The organism is Waterburya agarophytonicola KI4, from assembly GCF_020640915.1.
Taxonomy (GTDB): domain Bacteria; phylum Cyanobacteriota; class Cyanobacteriia; order Cyanobacteriales; family Xenococcaceae; genus Waterburya; species Waterburya agarophytonicola.
The window spans coordinates 107,795-125,573 of sequence record NZ_JADWDC010000009.1; the positions used below are offsets into that span (position 1 = coordinate 107,795).

Annotated in this window: 19 protein-coding genes; 12 read left to right on the forward strand and 7 right to left on the reverse strand. The window is 37.7% G+C overall.

What is annotated here, in order from left to right:
- Positions 1–2: 2 nt before the first annotated feature.
- A complete protein-coding gene (locus I4641_RS05780; protein ID WP_229639522.1) occupies positions 3–1,223 on the reverse strand; it encodes a hypothetical protein in 1,221 nt (406 codons plus the stop codon).
- 655 nt (positions 1,224–1,878) lie between these two features.
- Between I4641_RS05780 and I4641_RS05785 the strand changes: the two genes are divergently transcribed.
- From I4641_RS05785 to I4641_RS05820, 8 genes are all read left to right on the forward strand, one after another.
- Positions 1,879–2,805 carry a hypothetical protein gene (locus tag I4641_RS05785; protein WP_229639523.1) on the forward strand — a complete coding sequence of 309 codons (927 nt, stop codon included), beginning with the start codon at positions 1,879–1,881 and terminating at the stop codon, positions 2,803–2,805.
- 30 nt (positions 2,806–2,835) lie between these two features.
- Positions 2,836–3,573, forward strand: a complete 738-nt coding sequence (locus I4641_RS05790; RefSeq protein ID WP_229639524.1) for a hypothetical protein — start codon at positions 2,836–2,838, stop codon at positions 3,571–3,573.
- Positions 3,574–3,588: 15 nt separating this feature from the next.
- The gene (locus I4641_RS05795) at positions 3,589–4,413 is read left to right on the forward strand and encodes a hypothetical protein (protein WP_229639525.1); all 825 of its coding nucleotides are present in this window, start codon (positions 3,589–3,591) and stop codon (positions 4,411–4,413) included.
- 171 nt (positions 4,414–4,584) lie between these two features.
- Entirely contained in the window at positions 4,585–6,135 is a 1,551-nt protein-coding gene (locus tag I4641_RS05800) for a sensor histidine kinase (protein ID WP_229639526.1), read from the forward strand.
- A gap of 41 nt (positions 6,136–6,176) precedes the next feature.
- Positions 6,177–7,271: a sensor histidine kinase gene (locus I4641_RS05805; protein ID WP_229639527.1), complete on the forward strand. Its 1,095-nt coding sequence runs from the start codon at positions 6,177–6,179 to the stop codon at positions 7,269–7,271.
- 160 nt (positions 7,272–7,431) lie between these two features.
- Positions 7,432–7,665 (forward strand): winged helix-turn-helix domain-containing protein, encoded by a 234-nt coding sequence (locus I4641_RS05810; protein WP_229639528.1) that lies wholly within the window; start codon positions 7,432–7,434, stop codon positions 7,663–7,665.
- 21 nt (positions 7,666–7,686) lie between these two features.
- Positions 7,687–8,580: a phosphodiester glycosidase family protein gene (locus I4641_RS05815; RefSeq protein WP_229639529.1), complete on the forward strand. Its 894-nt coding sequence runs from the start codon at positions 7,687–7,689 to the stop codon at positions 8,578–8,580.
- Between the two features lie 19 nt (positions 8,581–8,599).
- A complete protein-coding gene (locus tag I4641_RS05820) occupies positions 8,600–9,640 on the forward strand; it encodes a hypothetical protein (protein WP_229639530.1) in 1,041 nt (346 codons plus the stop codon).
- A gap of 9 nt (positions 9,641–9,649) precedes the next feature.
- On the opposite strand, the gene I4641_RS05825 is transcribed toward I4641_RS05820, so the two are convergent.
- Together I4641_RS05825 and I4641_RS05830 are read right to left on the reverse strand one after the other, a co-directional pair.
- A complete protein-coding gene (locus I4641_RS05825) occupies positions 9,650–9,934 on the reverse strand; it encodes a hypothetical protein (protein ID WP_229639531.1) in 285 nt (94 codons plus the stop codon).
- A gap of 128 nt (positions 9,935–10,062) precedes the next feature.
- Positions 10,063–10,584 (reverse strand): cofactor assembly of complex C subunit B, encoded by a 522-nt coding sequence (locus I4641_RS05830; RefSeq protein ID WP_229639532.1) that lies wholly within the window; start codon positions 10,582–10,584, stop codon positions 10,063–10,065.
- A gap of 178 nt (positions 10,585–10,762) precedes the next feature.
- On the opposite strand from I4641_RS05830, the gene I4641_RS05835 reads away from it, so the two are divergent.
- Positions 10,763–11,437: a hypothetical protein gene (locus I4641_RS05835; RefSeq protein WP_229639533.1), complete on the forward strand. Its 675-nt coding sequence runs from the start codon at positions 10,763–10,765 to the stop codon at positions 11,435–11,437.
- Positions 11,438–11,552: 115 nt separating this feature from the next.
- Here the strand turns inward: I4641_RS05835 and I4641_RS05840 are convergent, their stop codons facing one another.
- Positions 11,553–11,909: a Rieske (2Fe-2S) protein gene (locus I4641_RS05840; protein WP_229639534.1), complete on the reverse strand. Its 357-nt coding sequence runs from the start codon at positions 11,907–11,909 to the stop codon at positions 11,553–11,555.
- 256 nt (positions 11,910–12,165) lie between these two features.
- Between I4641_RS05840 and I4641_RS05845 the strand changes: the two genes are divergently transcribed.
- Together I4641_RS05845 and I4641_RS05850 are read left to right on the forward strand one after the other, a co-directional pair.
- Entirely contained in the window at positions 12,166–13,146 is a 981-nt protein-coding gene (locus I4641_RS05845; protein ID WP_229639535.1) for an NAD-dependent epimerase/dehydratase family protein, read from the forward strand.
- Positions 13,147–13,266: 120 nt separating this feature from the next.
- Positions 13,267–13,404, forward strand: a complete 138-nt coding sequence (locus I4641_RS05850; protein WP_229639536.1) for a photosystem II reaction center protein K — start codon at positions 13,267–13,269, stop codon at positions 13,402–13,404.
- Positions 13,405–13,497: 93 nt separating this feature from the next.
- On the opposite strand, the gene ftsH is transcribed toward I4641_RS05850, so the two are convergent.
- On the reverse strand, positions 13,498–15,252 hold the full coding sequence (ftsH, locus tag I4641_RS05855) for an ATP-dependent zinc metalloprotease FtsH (RefSeq protein ID WP_263858147.1): 1,755 nt from the start codon (positions 15,250–15,252) through the stop codon (positions 13,498–13,500).
- 289 nt (positions 15,253–15,541) lie between these two features.
- Here ftsH and I4641_RS05860 point away from each other — a divergent pair, with 289 nt between their 5' ends.
- Positions 15,542–16,705: a GuaB3 family IMP dehydrogenase-related protein gene (locus I4641_RS05860; protein WP_229639537.1), complete on the forward strand. Its 1,164-nt coding sequence runs from the start codon at positions 15,542–15,544 to the stop codon at positions 16,703–16,705.
- Between the two features lie 107 nt (positions 16,706–16,812).
- Here the strand turns inward: I4641_RS05860 and I4641_RS05865 are convergent, their stop codons facing one another.
- Positions 16,813–17,076 carry a hypothetical protein gene (locus tag I4641_RS05865; RefSeq protein ID WP_229639538.1) on the reverse strand — a complete coding sequence of 88 codons (264 nt, stop codon included), beginning with the start codon at positions 17,074–17,076 and terminating at the stop codon, positions 16,813–16,815.
- A 349-nt stretch (positions 17,077–17,425) separates the two neighbouring features.
- Positions 17,426–17,734, reverse strand: a complete 309-nt coding sequence (locus I4641_RS05870; protein WP_229639539.1) for a hypothetical protein — start codon at positions 17,732–17,734, stop codon at positions 17,426–17,428.
- Positions 17,735–17,779 lie beyond the last annotated feature (45 nt).

Here is a 17,779-nt window from a genome sequence, read left to right on the forward strand (position 1 = left end):
TTTCACAAATTATCTATTACATAATATGTAACTCCTTCATTACCTTCAACATTAAAATAATCTAAGGTATCCCTAACAGTATTGAACTCATGCTCGCTAGTAGTAAATAAATGGGAACCCGATCTAGTGTTGAGCATTCGATAAAGAGGTACTGTATCTATATCTTGCGGTTCTGATTCAAATGCATAGTAGCCTATGCCATCAAAACTATAATTACTCAAAGTTCTAAGAATAGAATCTTTTTCAACTTCGCTAATCGTATAAAGATGAGAACCAGTATCTCGATTAAAGAAGCGATAAACTGGCAGCGCACCTTCAATATTTTGTCCAGTCAAACTATCTTTATCGCTAGATAAAACTCGATAAGCAACACTTTCATAGTCATACTGCAATGTACCATCTAGACTAAGTTCAAAAACGTTTTCTCTTTCAGTTTCATTGGCTGTATAAAAATGAAATCCTCGTTCGTATTGAAAAAAGCGATGTACTGGTACTGCATCATAAGCAAAAATCTCATATCCAATATCAGATAAAATTGCCAAATCTAGATCCGTAGGCAAATTCCTTTCACCAAAAGTAAAAGATTTATCTAATAAAGCATCAGAATTTTCATCTAAAGTATAACCATCTTCAATATGATTGAGATCGCTATCTAAAGGGATTGGTTGTCCGCCATTTAAACTTACACTTTGAGTCCCCGTAAATTCTCCATTATTAACTTGTCTGTTAAAAGCAGGAGTAATCCCAATTCCCAAAACATGACCAATTTCATGAAGACTTAAACCGAGAAAATCTTGTTTATCTGCGGGAATATCATCATCAGTTTCAGGAGTAGGATCGAAATACAAATTATCTAGGGCTGAGGCATTAAACTGCACTATACCCAACCAAGGTTCAAAATTATCTCCTTCAATTCTAGCTTCTCGATCGCTACCAAGAATATAATCACCATAATACGTTCCTTCCCCTAGAGTCGGTCGATCGTCATCTAACTCTACAGAAGAAATAAAGATAATCAAGTCATCAATTGGTTCGTCAAAGGTTACTTCTTGTTCGACTCCATTAATCGGAAATCTCAATACTTCTCCAGCGGGAGTAGAAGTAAATTCATCTTGAATATAAGAACTCCAAATATCACCTGCCTGTTCTATGATAGTCTTCCTTTCATCGGTGAAAAAACCAATGGTATCAAAGCGATAGTCAAATTTAATATCAAAAGCCATAAAAATTTGTCAGAGTATTTTACATTGTATTAATATCTTCATTTTTACCGCGATCGCCATTTATCAATGCATACATTTAACTGCGATAACTAAACTACAAATAATAAGATTTAATTAGCTTTTGGAAGCGCATTAAGAAATAGAAAAAAACAATCTATATGTCGATCAAATATAACTTCTCTAAAAATAATTGTCTTGTATCATCATATTCAAAGTGTATTTATTATATATATATATATTTTTTTTACTTACAGAGTCAGTAAAAATAGTTAAGTGCAATTACTTCTGAAATAATCTGTTTAGCCTGTTTGATTTTAATTCTAAGTAAAATCAACAATTAACATATTCCTTGAATAATGAACGAAAGCAATTATTATTAATATTCGATATTTTAATTACTTTTTCAACAGAAGCCTATATTATGATGTCGATAAAAATATTTATTTAGTTATGTAACTACAACTATCAATCAAAATCAAATATAACAGTGAAAAAAATATCTATCTACGAATTGATAACTAGTTAAATTATATGAACTAAGAAAAATAAGGCATAAATACGGAAGATGATTCTATTAAAAGTTAAGTAAGGTTATGGATATTTATGTGGGTCATTTTTTAAATTTCCAGCAAATTATATCGATGACTATAAATTTATGCGTACATTAACTTTTGCTTGCTCTACTCTTTTATTTTTGCCATTATTATGTTCGACTACTTTGGCAAGTCCAGTTGCTCAATCTACATCAGAGATGTCAGAAACTTCTGAAGTGGAAATCAACCAACAAACTCATAATGAATCAACAGTAACCGCTGACAACACTGGATGGAGTGATTCAAATTACAACGAACTAAAAGACATAAAATTACAGCTACAAAACATTCGTCAGCGTAACTTTACTCCTAGTCGTGGAGTTCCTTCTCTTACTATTGCCAATCCCTATGGTTTTGGGGCAGATCGAGGATTTTATAGCGGTTTGAGCTATCAAGTCGATACTCGTGGAGGACTTGATGGAGAAAATGATGGTGATGCTACCTTTGGCTTTGGCAAGGGTTTTGGCAATGCTCAAAAATCTATCGGAGCAGAATTAAGCTATTCATTAGTAAGCTTCGGTCAAAATGGTCGTGATTTTGGTTCTGGTGGCTTTAATTTGAAGCTACATCGTAAAATTGCTCGCGGCTGGGGAGTTTCGGCTGGTTGGAACAGCTTCTTATCTATTGGCGATGCCAACGATCTAGAAGACTCCTTATACCTTTCCACTACTAAAATTATCAGTCTCAAAGAGAAAGTTTCTGCACCATTTAGTCGAGTGGGAGTAACTGCTGGAATTGGTAACGGACAATTCCGTACTGAAGATGATATTGCCAATGATAATAGTAATTTTAATATTTTTGGTAGTTTAGCTTTTCGCGTTGCTCGTCCAGTTAGCTTTATTACAGAATGGACGGGACAAGACTTGGCAATGGGTTTGTCTGTATCTCCTGTTCGGACTCTTCCTCTGACCATCAATCTTGGTGCTAGAGATCTTGCTGGTGCGGGGGATGGAGTGCGCTTCGTTTTTGGAGTGGGTACGGGATTTTAGTTATAAATCAATAATTCGGAACAATTAATTATGCACAAAAGGCAAATATTATGGCTGGGTTGTTTGGCTACCCTAGGATTGATGGCAATGACAAAAACTGCCTCTGCCCAGGCGATTACCAACCTATCTGATGCTACTGGTACTATAACTTCTAGCCCTACCAGTGTACCGATAGATACCTTGAATGGGAGTGGTATTCCTAATACTACTGAAATCGACCCTAGTACGGGAACTATCTCAGGAGGAGGAATTGATATTCCAATTGAGTTGGGCAGTGGTTCGGGCAGTGGTTCGGGCAGTGGTTCGGTCGGTCGTACAGGCAGCAGTTCGGGTAGCGCGTCGGCTTTAGGAAGTGCTGCTCAAAAGATCACGATCAATAAAGTTGCCGAACTACTAGAAAACAATCTTGATAGTTCTGTGGATACTTTGGCAGCAGTAGAAAATACAACCGATCCTGAATTCGGACGTGCTGGTGATTCGGGAGTCGCTCGTAGCAATCGACCAGGAGATGGAAATCTCAGACGTATTGCTCGCAATAGTAATACTCGAAGAAATACTCTAGATGAAGATCTAAGACGTATTGGTAGAAAAAATTCTCCTCATGGATGCGCTAGAAGTTGTGCCAATCCAGATCGCCCAGTCATTGAGGCTCGTCAACTTGGTACTCGCGCTAAAGAAGCCCGTGAAATTGTAGAAAGACAACTGTCAGAATCGCAAAAGTTTATCGAGCAAGTTAATAATATCGATCCAGAAAAAAACATTTGGTAATTAGGAGTAATGTATATGAAACTATCACAGTCAACTATAAAATTTGTACCTAAATTGAGTAAATTGCTCAAACCCAACTTAACTTGCTTGGGGATCTCTTTTGGTGTCTTGGGACTATTGAATGTCATGAGCCTGTCTGCCGTCGCAGAAGACATTGTGGGAAATCAGGGAGTTAAATTCGATGAGGATACTATTGTTGAATTTGAATTTATTGAGTCTCATGGGGCATACCAATCTACTTTCGGTGTAATCGATCTAGATTCTTGTCAAGCAGGAAGTGATGGAGGAATCATTTTTGATTCTTGTGATAAAACTCCCTTACTATCAGAAGTTCAAGCTTCCGACAGTTTTGATTTTGATGATGTTTATCGTGAATCTAGCTATGAAACCGATCTCCAAGCAGGTAGAAACAACGACTTTCTAGGAACTCCTGGTAAAACCGTTCCCAACTACTTGGCAGAATATACCTTTAAAGCAGATAAGATATATGCCTTTTATCTAGAGTCTCAGTTTGATGGCAAACCTGCTGGGGTGGTTTATACTACCAACTTGATTAATGATAAAGGCAATAGGCAAGCATTATTTCATGAAGAAGACTTGACTACTCAAACCGTAGCTCAAAGACGTAATACTGCTGCTTTTGATGCCAACAAATTTGATGCTTTAATTGACGGTGGTTTGTTAGTCAACTTGGATGATACTGGTTCTGCTTTAGTCAAAACAGATAATGAAGATGCCGACTTTGATGATTTTATTGTTGGTATAGGTGGATATATTTGTAATCCTACTCAAGCTAGCGAACCTCATCTTCAAGACAAGAAAATTAGTCGCCAGCAATAATCAGTATAATTGTCATACATCGGAGATCGCGACTTCCCCAGTTCGGTTTTACTTCTTGGAAAAACCACAGCAAAACAGATACTATCAATACAGCTTGAGAAGTATTACCTTTTATTGATTTCATTTGGCTACTACTTGAGATATGAGAAGTAAGGGGAGGTCGATTCCGAAGTGCAAAACTGGTTACTCCAAAATTTGAGCGATGTACTCAACCGAGAAATAGAGCTAGAGGGAGATTCTGGTGCGATCGCAACTGAGGTTGATCCTCCAGAGCAAAGCGATCGCTCTTGCGGTCAAAAGTATCATAGTGAAAAAAATCGCCTAGCAAAGCTAAAAGCACAACAACAATGGTGCAGTGCAATCTCTTCGGTAGAACAGTTACTTTTAGCGGAACTTAATTCTACCCCCACAACCAATCTGGCGGAAAAACAAGGGCTAATTTTTTCTGCTCCCGCACCTTTATTAAGTAATGGGGATTTGGTTGCTCGTTTTCAATCAGCGGTTTTTAGTACCGATGTTTTTAAGGTCAATGCTTTGATGCCCTGCCGTAATTCTATCCCTACAGATCGAGCAGTTCATCAAGATATAACACCAGTAATTAAACTACCTCTAATTCCCAACGATTTAATTAATCAAGAACAGTTTTGTCTGGTTTTGACTGTTAATTTTGGTTTAATCATGGTTTTGGGAAAAGATAGTCAGGGAATCCCTAAGTTTCACTTTTCCTTCAATCCTGTAACTATTGATAAGGTTTGGGCTACATTGCGATCGCGTTTGGTCATAGCTAATTATCATCATTTAGAACATTTGGATAGCTTAGTCAAGCATTTTGCTCCACCAGAACCTATTTATCGTCTTGTCACTAGTTTTAGCCGTCGATTACTCCTTAATTTGCCCGATGTTACCACTCTAGAAACATCTAGAATGCGTCAGGTGGAAAATGTCACCACACCCTCAGAATCCAAACAATTTCAATCTGCTTTTGCCGCCCAAGTAACTACCAGCCACATGGAAATGGAATTGTTACAAGCCCTGACTCATGAAGTGCGTACTCCTCTAACTACAATTCGTACCTTGACTAAGTTGTTGCTCAAGCGCAAACAAGACTTCAAACCCAACGTAGTTAAACGCCTACAAACTATTGATCGCGAATGTACTGAACAAATAGAACGCATGGAACTAATTTTTCGGGCTGCGGAATTAGAATCTACTCCCGTAACCAAACAAAAACAAGTTGAGTTAGTACCGTTTGCCTTAGAGCAAGTATTTCAGCAAAGTATTCCCCGTTGGCAAGAAAAAGCACAACGGCGCAATGTCAAGTTGGAGTTTAATTTACCCCAACAGTTGCCCAAGATCGTAAGCGATCCAGTCATGCTAGATACGGTTTTGACGGGATTGATGGAAAGTTGTACCCGCAGTTTGCCCACAGGGGGACATATTGATGTTAAAGTTTCTACCGCGGGAAATCAGCTAAAATTGCAGGTGCTTTCTCAAGCTAGTAGTATTGATAATCCTTTTAAGTCTTTGGGACAATTGCTTACTTTTCAGCCCGCTACAGGATGTCTCAGTCTTAACCTAGATGTGACTAAAAATATCTTTCAAGCGCTGGGGGGAAAACTTACTGTCAGACAAAGACAGGAACAAGGTAAGGAATTAACGATCTTTTTGCCCTTGGGTAACAACAAAAGCACTAACGTTTATCCCAATGTAGCCCATTCTTAGGCTCGTAGTAGCGGGACTTTGACAAAAAATAAGTAAATCTAATGCCCAAGTTAAGTTTAGGAGCGCGTCTATTTATTTCTCACTTATTAGTGATGATGGTGGGATTGGGTAGCTTTGTAATTATTGCGAAAGTCTCTTCTCCTAGAATGTTTGTTTTGCGCTTAGAACAACTAGAAAGACGGGGAATTTTTACTGTTCGCTCCGCTCGCACTTACTTGGTTGAGGGTTTTCAAAATGCTTGGAATCGGAGTGCTATTTTATCAGTAATTGTAGGTGCAAGTGCTGCGGGGGGAGTAAGTTATATATTTTCTAAACGTATTACTAAACCTGTTAAGCAGATGGAGTCTATTACGCAAAAATTTGCAGCGGGAGACTTAGCTGAAAGAGTACCAGAAAGTGCCATTCCCGAGCTGAATCAATTAAGTGTTAGTTTCAACTCCATGGCGAGCAGTCTTGGGGATGTGGAACAACGTCGCAGAGAATTAGTCAGCGATCTTACCCATGAATTGCGTACTCCTCTAACTGTGATGCGGGGTTATTTGGAAGAACTAGCCGATGGCAGAATAGAAGGTACGCCAGAGCTTTATTTGCGCTTAATTAGGGAAACTAGACGTTTGGAAAGGTTGATTCACGATCTACAAGAGCTTTCTAAAGCAGAAGCGGGTTATTTATCAATTGATTCTCAAAAATTAAATTTACACCCCCTACTTAGCTCTCTAGTCGATCGCTTTGCGGATCAATTACTAGAAGAAGGTCCTAGTTTAATTCTAGACTGTCCTGAAGATATTCCTCTTGTATTTGGCGATCGCGATCGGACTGAACAAATTTTAGTCAATTTATTGGGGAATGCTATTCGCTATACCGAACTGGGTTCAATTGTAGTCAAAGCAACCAAGCAACATCGTCAGGTATGGATCTCTGTTACCGATACGGGAGTTGGTATTGCAGAAGATGATTTACCCTATGTTTTTGAACGTTTCTGGCGCGCCGATCCTTCTCGTTCGAGTCATTCGGGAGGAACGGGAATTGGTCTGGCGATCGCTCGTCGTCTGGTAGAATTGCAAGGAGGAAAGATTGAAGTTGAAAGTAAACTAGGCAAAGGTAGTATTTTTCGTTTTTGTTTGCCTGTTGCCTAGATGATTTGATTACTAATTAAGAATCGCGGTCATAAGATGACCTCATCTAAGTATATTCTCTGTCGTCATTGCAAAAAATAGAGAGTATAACTGCGGGGATAGCTATATGTTATTACCGCAGTTATTGCATTCTTTGATTATTTAAAGAAAATATTAATCCGTGATTCAAATCAATATAATTAGTGCTACTCCTGGCATTAGCACTCGCGAACAAATTTTACAGCTTATCCAAACCAGAACAACTGGTATTACGATTAAAGAAATTGGGAAATTGATTAATCGTCCTATTTCTATGATTCAAGTATGTCTCAAGGATTTAATTGCCGAGCGCGCTATTTTTACTCGCAAGAATAGAGCGGGTGTCGGTTTGATTTATTATCCTCGAAGTAATTAATTATGAGTTGAAATAGTTTATATGAATAAAAAGAGAGCAAGCTGGATTTTGCTCCTATTGTTTATTATTTTGGGTGTTAGTTTGTCTCTGGGTATCGATCGCTTATCCTTAAGAGCGAATAGCTTAGATAGTTCGATCTCTTACGATGTGGTAGAGCGATCGCATTATAAAATTCATACTGTTACTATTCCCCACGATAGTAATTATGCCGTTGTCCCCGTAGTATCGGGAGAATTGCAATCGATTCAAGATTTTGTTAATCAAGATAAAGGTAAAGTAGTCGCTGGGATTAATGGTGGCTATTTCGATCCGATCAACCACAAGACTACTTCTTTTATTGTCGAAGACTCTCAGATTGTAGCCGATCCGCGCTTCAACGAACGATTGGTAGATAATCCCGATCTCAAGCAATATTTAGGTAAGATATTTAATCGTGCTGAATTCCGTCGTTACAATTGTCAAAATGAAGTGCAATATGATATTGGGCTACATTCCTCACCCCTACTTTCTAATTGTACCTTAAATGCGTCTTTAGGAGGAGGCCCTGGTTTATTGCCCCAAAATACCTCAGTCGCTGAAGCTTTTATTGCTTATCAAGATGGCAAGCAGATTCGCGATGCGATCGGTTCAGATAGTTTAAATGCTAGGAGTGCGGTAGGTATTACCCCCTCAGGAGATATCATTTTAGCTATGGCAGCCCAAAAACCTGAAATGCCCTTAAATTCTGGTATTTCTCTGCCCGAATTAACCGATTTTTTAGCTAGTCTTGGTGCGGTTAAGGCGATGAACCTCGATGGAGGAAGTTCTGCTGCTTTATTTTATGGCGATCGCGTTATTTATGGCAGAGTAGATCGAGAAGGTAAGGAAATTCAAAGACCAATTAAATCTGTTTTATTGGTTCAGGAAATGAAGTAGTTTTTAAGGATTTTACTAGATGAATATTGATGCTCTTAATTTGAGTAAAAATATCGAAGAGAAATTTCAACAATTCAAGCAAGAAGAGAATTTTAGTGCCATAGCTAAACTGATTACTTATGCTTTGCAAGTTAATTCGCGACAGCACAATCTAAAATTATTTGGTTATATTCCCCAACTTTTTAGGACTGTAGCCATCTCTGCCGATCCTAACTCAATTGAGAAGGAAGATATATATATAGGAGAGCCTGTAGTTTATCAGATATTTTATTCAGGTGATCGACAATTATACGGTTTAAATTATTTTTATGTTTTTTGCTATTTTAAAGAAAATTCTGACCGATTAAATGTTTATTTCCAAAGTGCTAATCCCAATTATAAAAATCTTGTCTTGGAAGACTATAGTATAGCAGGAAATAAAATTAGTTTTGAAGGCTGTATATCTTCATTTAATCATGATAGTTTATCTATCATGAGTATAAGCGATCCTGGTCATTTTATTCCTGGTATTACTTCTAGTTATTATATTGGTTCCCCAGAATTAAACTTCCCTAAATTAATCGCTGAAGTTTTAGAAAGAATCGTTAATTTAGCCAAGATAAAGCTCGACCGCACTTTGTTATTTGGTTCTTCTGCGGGAACATTTGGAGCTTTATTAAGTAGTACCTATTTAACCCAAAAAACTAATGTCTTAGCTGTAAATAGTCAAATAAATATTAAATATAGACAGGATATTATTAACTCTTGTTTTAATATTAAAGATTCAAAAGATGTCGTCAAAAATTTTAACGCTAAACTCTCCTGTATAGATAGATTTAAAGAAGAATTAAACTCAACACCAAATGTGTATATATTAGCTAATATCAACGATAAACTACATCAAAGAAATTTTAATTTTTATCAAAATTATATTGAAAGATTTACTCGAAAAAATATTAATAATCAATCAGTTTTTGATAGCTACTATGGCGTAGAAGGACACGGACGCCCCGAACCATTTTCTTTAAAAGCTAAAATTAAAATAGCCAGAGAAATTTTAACCATGAAATCAACTCCTTGATCGAGTTAATTACTCTTCATATAAAATTTCCTCGAAACAAATTTGTCCCACTTCAACTAGAAGTGCTTCTGCTTTTTTATCTTCAAGAGAATCAACAGTTAACTGTTTAAACTCTTCCAATTTATATTGACTCTGAAACTTATTAAGGGTGCAGTCGCAAAGTCTTTGAGCTTCTTCTTCGGCTAATCCTTCTGACATTGAAGTCTGAATACATTCAGTGATATATTCCCGCGCAAAATCTTCTGGATATCGAGCCGAATTATCAGATTTAATCGAGCTTTCAGCAACTGCCATATTACTCGTAACTAATAACGAAAAAGTCAATAGAGAAGTATAAAAATGTTGCATATTGATCGCACTATAATCAAGATTAATTAAAATAACTATTCTATAGTAATCGATTCTTTTACCTCCAGTTTTGTTTACTCTACGGTTTGCACGGATAAGTTTTCCTCTAGCTGAATCAATTCATCTCGATGGGCTGTTATGCTAACCAAATTAGGACTATCGGTGCGAGGAACAACTCTGAGAAATATTTCTTCCCAACGCCCTGCTTTGCGCCAATAGAAGACACCAGCTAAAGGCGAAAGAATCGTTAATAGCCAGACAAGATTATTAGCATCAGGAAATAACAGAAATAAGATCAAAGCTAAACAAGAAAAACCGACAACTGCTAGCAGACTTAGTAATATTGCTAAAAAAATACTAGGTTGAACAAACCCTCTAAAAGTAATTTGCTTATTCTCTGGATCTACTGCGGTGAGTTGATAAGCCCGATTTTCAAAGTATTCTTGCAATTTTTTTAATAAGATATCTTCTGTTTCAGATGGGATGAGTTGAATTTGTTTAGTACGATCCTTGACTGAAGCGCGAATAAAGAAGAACAACCCAATCATCATCAATAGGGTTAGGAAAAAAGTTGAGGAAATAACTGGCAGATTCACGTCGATCGAGTTTGTTTAATTATTATGACAATACTTCTGAATATATACCAATCTTGCTGTCAAGTGTAATTATGTCGTGAGCGATCGCAGCGATCAAAGCCGATAAATTAATACCAAATACTGAATCTAGCTAGTACACTATCCAAAAGGAAAACTAATAATTAAAATAGTAGTTAAAATGAGACTAAAACGAGCGTTAATTTCGTTGATAATTATAGCTTTATCATCGTCCTTAATTGGCTGTGGTGAGTCAATATCTAGTGCTAACGACGAATTTTTGCCAGACAATAAGAATATAGTATCTAATTCTAATATTTTTCAAAACAGTCTAACAGAAAAATTGATCTTCAAAAGAGAAAATGGCTCTGAAGATTTTTCTTTTATACCAAAAAGTAATGGTATCAAGCTTGAAGGAATCCAAGGAGAAACAATAGTTAATTTGACTGTAGATATTAACCGAAAAATTCAAATACAAACCTCTGCTGGCTCAATATTAAGTCATGTATTGATTCGAGATAATTCTTGGACCATAGAAGATGGGGAAGAAACTGAAGAATTATATACTTTACAACAACAAACTAACGGCGATTACAAATTAGAATCAGGAGATAACACGGCAATATATCAGATTAAAAAGCGCGATTATGGCTTGGAAATCGAAACCCCCGACCAAAAATCACTTTATAAAGTAAAACATCAAGATAATAAGCAAATTCTTCAAGATATTAACAACAAAACTGTCTTAGAAACTAAATCTGATTTTCCTTTATTAGCAATAGCCTGTTATGGTTTTGAGGTTTTAGATGAAGCAGAACAAACAGGATTGGCTTACGCAATAAGTTTGGCTAAATGATTACAAGATCTATGGCTTTAAAATTATCGTCCAACAACAAAGCGATCGCTGTTTTTTTCGCTGAAAATTCACCAACAGCGATCGCAATTACTAGGGAAGAATTAAATTAGTCCCATCATACTGATAAATCTACTAAAATTTGTCCGTTTTCAACTTTGGTGGGAAAAACTGCCAAATTATTTTCAGAAGAAATTTTTCCCAACACATTACCCAATACGGGAGGAAAAGGACACCATTTATTGACACTACCAGTTTCCAAATCAAATTCGCTGCGATGCCAAGGACATACCAATGCGCCATCTGAGTTAATTTTGCCTTTTTTGAGAGACAGCTTTAAATGAGGGCAAACACTGTTAACCGCATGAATTTTACCCGACTCGTTTAATAATAAAAGCGATCGCTCTGCCAATTTAACAACCTGTCTCGTACCAGGAGCAAGATCGTCTACTGCTAATGCTGTTGTCCAAGTCATATCAATTTTATCCTCTATCCTAAAAAAGCTTTAAAATTGCAGTCCAATAAAGACTCTCCCGTCATTATTCAGTAATTTGTCACTCGATCGGATTTCTGGTTAACAATTATGAACAAAAGTAGCAACGATTAAAAAATCATCGCCATCGCTTGTTTGCAAAAATGATAAAGTAAAGTACCCTAAATAAAAATTCAACAGCAATAATTTGGTGGCACACTGAAGGAAAGCTGAAAGCTAATTTACATTAAACTCATACATGAAACGGATTTTTATTACTGGCGCAAGTGGTTGTATTGGTCACTATATGACTGAAGCACTAATTCAGGATACTAATCACGAATTATATTTGCTAGTAAGAAATCCCGATCGCCTTCAGTTTGATTGTAATACTAGACCTGGAATTCATATTTTGCAGGGCGATATGTCTAGTATTGAAGAATACAGCGACTTATTGCTCAAAGACATTGATGTAGCGATTTTAGCAGCTACTGCTTGGGGAGGACAAGGAGAAACCTATGACATTAATGTGGTTAAAACTCTAAGTTTAATTAACTTACTCAACCCTAAAATTTGCGAGCGAGTAATTTATTTTTCTACTGCCAGTATTTTAGATCGCAACAATCAACTATTGTTGCCCGCCAGTCAATTTGGTCATGATTATATCCGCACTAAATATCAGTGCTTTGCTCAACTGGGAAAAACTGCGATCGCTGATAAAATAATTGCTGTATTTCCTACTTTAGTTTTTGGAGGCGAGGCTGACAAGCCTTATTCTCACCTTAGTGCTGGCATTGCAGATGTAACCAAATGGATTGACTTAATTCGTTGGTTTAGTGTTGATGGTAGTTTTCATTTTATCCACGCCAGAGATATCGCCAGAATTATGGGCTATTTAGTCGAACATCCCGATTTTTCTCCATCTTCACCAGAATCTCCCCAAGAGATAGACTGTTTGGTATTGGGCAACCCTGCTATTACTGTAGATCAAGCGATCGCTGATATTGGTAGATATTTTAATAAAAGAGTTTATTTCCGTTTTCCTTTATATACTTGGTTGACCAATATTTTTATCAGTATTTTTCAAATTCAAATGGACTCTTGGAGTCGTTTTTCTCTCGACTATCGTCATTTTAGTTATACCAACCCCGTTACTCCTGCTAGTTTTGGGTTGCAAAATTATTGTTCGACTGTAGAAGAATTAATGAAAGTTTCGCGAGTAAGATCTAGCCCAAACTAAAAAGTATTTTAGTCTACGATAAGTATCATACAAAACGATTGTGCCTGTTCTGAGGGTTGGTCAAATTATGATAATATTCTTACTATATTTTAAGAAAATTTTTGGAAGGTATACAAATATATGGAAGCTGCAATCCTGTTGGCTGATTTGCCAGAAGCTTATGCTATGTTCAAACCTTTAGTGGATGTCCTACCTGTTATTCCCGTGTTTTTCCTTGCTTTGGCGTTTGTTTGGCAAGCAGCAGTGGGATTCAAGTAAAGCGATCGCTAATATTTTCAATCGAGAAGCACCTGAAATTAATCGGGTGCTTTTTATTACAACATTATTTAAAATTTAATAACGTCCTGATTTTTATTGAGTTAAAAACTCACTTAATTCTTTGGGTGCTTTAACTAAAGCAAGGATTCTTTCTAACTGTTCCCCTTCCAATACTTCTTGGTTTAATAAAGTTTGAGTTGTAGATTCTAGTAAACCCCGATTTAGACTGAGGATTTGTCGAGCAATTTCATAACCGCGATCGATATATTCCTTAACCAGACTATCTATTTTGGCGGTGACTTCTCCACTGATAACCCTTCTAAAAGTACTATTATTTAAAAATTGTTCTTCATTTTTAGCAAATGCCACAGGGCCCAAATCCTTACTCATACCATACTGAGTAATTGCCTTGTCTGCAAGATCGGTAGCTTTTTGAATATCATCCCCAGCCCCCGTAGAAACTTGGTTAAAGACTATCTTTTCTGCCGCTCGTCCGCCTAATAGAGTCGCAATTTTTCCTCGAATTTCGTCTTCTAGCATGAGAAAGCGGTCTTCTTCGGGAGTTTGCATAGTATAGCCTAACGCACCGAGTCCTCTGGGGACGATGGAGATTTTGCTAACTTTCCCCCCTCCTGGCATCAACGCCCCTACTAGAGCGTGACCTACTTCGTGATATGCCACGGTTTGACGTTCCAAAGGAGTAAGAATTCGCGATCGCTTTTCTAAACCTGCTACAACTCTTTCGATGGCTTGATTAAAGTCTGCCATCAATACAGCTTGGCGATTATTACGGGCAGCAAGTAAAGCAGCTTCGTTAACTAAATTTGCCAAATCAGCACCAGCAAAACCCGCAGTTTGGATGGCAATACGTTCTAAATCTACATTTTCTCCTAACATTACCTTATGGCTGTGTACTTTTAGTATCTCTAGTCTGCCACTTTTATCTGGACGATCTACCAATACCTGTCGGTCAAATCTACCAGGGCGACGCAGGGCAGGATCGAGAATTTCGGGGCGATTGGTAGCTGCCAACAAAATAACTCCTTCATTACCATCAAAGCCATCCATTTCCGTCAACAATTGATTTAATGTCTGTTCTCGCTCATCATTGCCATTATTGGGATTGCTACCGCGAGATTTACCAATGGCATCTAATTCATCGATAAAGATAATGCAAGGTGCTTGGCGTTTGGCGCGATCAAATAAATCCCTTACCCGAGAAGCACCAACACCAACATATAGTTCCACAAATTCCGAACCCGACATACTAAGAAAAGGCACCCCCGATTCTCCAGCTACGGCTTTTGCCAGCAAGGTTTTGCCCGTGCCAGGAGAACCTACCAGTAATATACCTTTAGGAATTTTTGCCCCAATTTTGCGATATTTGTCGCCATTTTGCAGAAAATCAACTACTTCTTGCAGTTCTTGTTTGGCTTCATCTACCCCGGCTACGTCCGAAAACTTAACTCCAGTCTTACCATTTTGATAGACTTTGGCATTGCTTTTACCCATGCCCATGCCCATCCCAATGCCACCACTTTCGGTGCTAAATTTGGCAATCCAGGCTAAAGCACCCACTAATAATCCAGAGGAAAGTAAGAGAGCAATTAAGCTACCTGTATCAGTATTGTCATTAACAATATTGAATCTTATATTTTGACTGTTTAATAAATCAACTAAATCTGTTTGGGGTTGGGCTTTTGGAGTTTGATAGTGTTGACCGCCAAATTCTGCTTTTAGCTGATATTCAACTTTGCGGGACTTAATCGTCACCCGTTCGACTTGCTGCGATTTAACGTAATGAATAAATGTATCGTAATTAGTTTGTGAAATGGATTGAGTTTTCATTTCCAAGGTAGTTAAAACAACATCAAGAAGCAACGATCGCTTTGCTATCCACTATCGAACTTCTTACTATTTACATCTTCCAACAAATGTGGGCGATCGCACCATTCGAGATTCCTACACCCTTATTTCGTATTTAACCTTCCGCCAAAAGTATTAGTATTCGGTTGTTACACCAATATCTTCGGCTTACACCCCAACAAAACAATAACTGTTCGCTGATTTAACTTGTAGATGATGTATAAAATTTGATAGCCTATGCTAATAAGCTTTGGGAACGAATAGCAAGAGCGTGGAAATATCAATTGGTCGCGGAAAAAAGGCTCGTAGAGCCTACGGATTTGACGAAATCGCATTATCCCCTGGAGTGCGTACTCTAGACCCCAGTCTGGCAGATACTACCTGGGAATTTGGCGGTATTACTCGCGAGATTCCCATCCTAGCTAGTGCTATGGATGGTGTAGTTGATGTCAAAATGGCGGTTCTGCTTTCACAATTAGGTTCAATTGGAGTATTAAATTTAGAAGGGGTTCAAACCCGTTATGACGACCCAGAACCAATTTTAAACAAGATTGCTTCGGTGGGTAAGGAAGAATTTGTTGGTTTAATGCAGAAACTATATGCAGAACCAGTAAAACCTGAATTAATTACTAAAAGAATTAAAGAAATTAAGAGTCAAGATGCGATCGCAGCGGTTAGTTTGACTCCCGCAGGAGCAAGCAAGTATGGCAAGATTGTTGCCAAAGCTGGGGCAGATGTTGTTTTTATTCAGGCAACAGTAGTATCGACAGATCATTTAAATCCAGAAAATATTGCTACCCTGGACTTAGCTGGTTTCTGTCAAGAAATGCCCATGCCCGTATTTTTGGGTAACTGCGTAACCTATGAAGTAGCAATGCAGTTGATGAAAGCTGGTGCAGCAGGTGTATTAGTGGGAATTGGCCCTGGTGCAGCCTGTACTTCCCGTGGTGTTTTAGGGGTGGGCGTTCCACAAGCTACTGCTACCGCTGATTGTGCTGCTGCTAGAGATGATTACCATGCGGAAACTGGTAGATATGTGCCGATTATTTCTGATGGCGGTATTGTGACAGGTGGTGATATTTGTAAATGTCTTGCCTGTGGTGCTGATGCAGTGATGATTGGTTCGCCCATCGCCCGCGCAGAGGAATCCCCTGGAAGAGATTTTCACTGGGGTATGGCGACTCCTAGCCCTGTCTTGCCCCGTGGTACTCGGATCAAAGTAGGAACGACAGGAACAATCAAAGAGATTCTAGTTGGCCCTGCCAAATTAGATGATGGTACTCATAACCTATTGGGTGCGATTAAAACTAGTATGGGAACTTTGGGAGCGAAAAACCTAAAAGAGATGCAGCAGGTTGATGTTGTAATTGCACCATCTCTATTAACAGAAGGAAAAGTTTACCAAAAAGCTCAACAGCTAGGCATGGGTAAATAAAATAGTTAGGATGAGGGATAAATTGGGAGTGCAATCATTATATTGTTTGTTCTCCCTCTTCTAACTCTTCTAATTGCAGTTTAAATATTGCAGAAAGCTATTAATATTTAAGATTTGTTTTTGATATAGCCTCGCAAATGCTTATAAACCAACCCCATATATAACTCGGAAATAAAAGGATCGTCTGCCGACCAATTAATGTTTACTTTATTATGTTTGCTATTTAACATCATGGCACAGTTAAAGCGATCGCTCAGTCTGGTAAAGCGATAGTCACCCCAAGCAAACACGATAGATTCTGTATTCTGAAAGATGACTTGCCAAAATTCAGGATTAGTTTTTAGTGTTTTGATGACTTGCTCGGCATTCATAAGATATATAAGAAGAGTAATTATTATAGAGTTGGAGTAGGTTCTCGCTCTGTAATTTCGCGATCCTGTAGGTTTTATAGTCTATAGTGATGTATATTGTAAAAGTTAGTTTGATCAGAAATAGAAAAAAAATAGCTATTAATTTAGCTACCTCTCATATTAGATACTATTATATTTAATTTTAGAACGGCAATCACTAAAATGATCGCAATATTCAAAAAATAGGCGTTCTTACTTATGCTCAAACGCCAAAGATTGCCTATTTATCTGCAATAACAACTAGATCGAATCTGAAAATTTCAGCTATAAGTCTTAGTCATTTTGTCCTAGAAAAAACCCAACATTATTATCAACCATTACTCACTTCTTTATTTGCTTGGATAATTAATTTACGGGCGACAGTTTGAATTCCTGTATGCTCGAAAAAGTTGGTCGAACCATCTAAAAACGCAGCTAGATAGTCCAATTTTCCATCAGCCAGTTCGATGAACCCGCCTAATTTTTTAGATAAAGTCTCTGGAGTAACACCCAATTTTTGGCTGAGATTATCCATCCACTCTCCCGCAGCATTAAAACTTTGGTCGATAAATTCCTCTTTATTTTCCCCAGGAATTAAATCGCCAACTGCATTATAAGCGGGATTAGCTTGAATCCCCAATAATTCTTATCCCACATCAGACAGCAAAACTTCACCAACGATCGC

Coding starts and splice junctions, on each gene's coding strand:
- I4641_RS05780 (WP_229639522.1), bottom strand. CDS start 1,223: ATGGCTTTTGATATTAAATTTGACTATCGCTTTGATACCATTGGTTTT.
- I4641_RS05785 (WP_229639523.1), top strand. CDS start 1,879: ATGCGTACATTAACTTTTGCTTGCTCTACTCTTTTATTTTTGCCATTA.
- I4641_RS05790 (WP_229639524.1), top strand. CDS start 2,836: ATGCACAAAAGGCAAATATTATGGCTGGGTTGTTTGGCTACCCTAGGA.
- I4641_RS05795 (WP_229639525.1), top strand. CDS start 3,589: ATGAAACTATCACAGTCAACTATAAAATTTGTACCTAAATTGAGTAAA.
- I4641_RS05805 (WP_229639527.1), top strand. CDS start 6,177: ATGCCCAAGTTAAGTTTAGGAGCGCGTCTATTTATTTCTCACTTATTA.
- I4641_RS05815 (WP_229639529.1), top strand. CDS start 7,687: ATGAATAAAAAGAGAGCAAGCTGGATTTTGCTCCTATTGTTTATTATT.
- I4641_RS05820 (WP_229639530.1), top strand. CDS start 8,600: ATGAATATTGATGCTCTTAATTTGAGTAAAAATATCGAAGAGAAATTT.
- I4641_RS05825 (WP_229639531.1), bottom strand. CDS start 9,934: ATGGCAGTTGCTGAAAGCTCGATTAAATCTGATAATTCGGCTCGATAT.
- I4641_RS05835 (WP_229639533.1), top strand. CDS start 10,763: ATGAGACTAAAACGAGCGTTAATTTCGTTGATAATTATAGCTTTATCA.
- I4641_RS05840 (WP_229639534.1), bottom strand. CDS start 11,909: ATGACTTGGACAACAGCATTAGCAGTAGACGATCTTGCTCCTGGTACG.
- I4641_RS05845 (WP_229639535.1), top strand. CDS start 12,166: ATGAAACGGATTTTTATTACTGGCGCAAGTGGTTGTATTGGTCACTAT.
- I4641_RS05850 (WP_229639536.1), top strand. CDS start 13,267: ATGGAAGCTGCAATCCTGTTGGCTGATTTGCCAGAAGCTTATGCTATG.
- ftsH (WP_263858147.1), bottom strand. CDS start 15,252: ATGAAAACTCAATCCATTTCACAAACTAATTACGATACATTTATTCAT.
- I4641_RS05865 (WP_229639538.1), bottom strand. CDS start 17,076: ATGAATGCCGAGCAAGTCATCAAAACACTAAAAACTAATCCTGAATTT.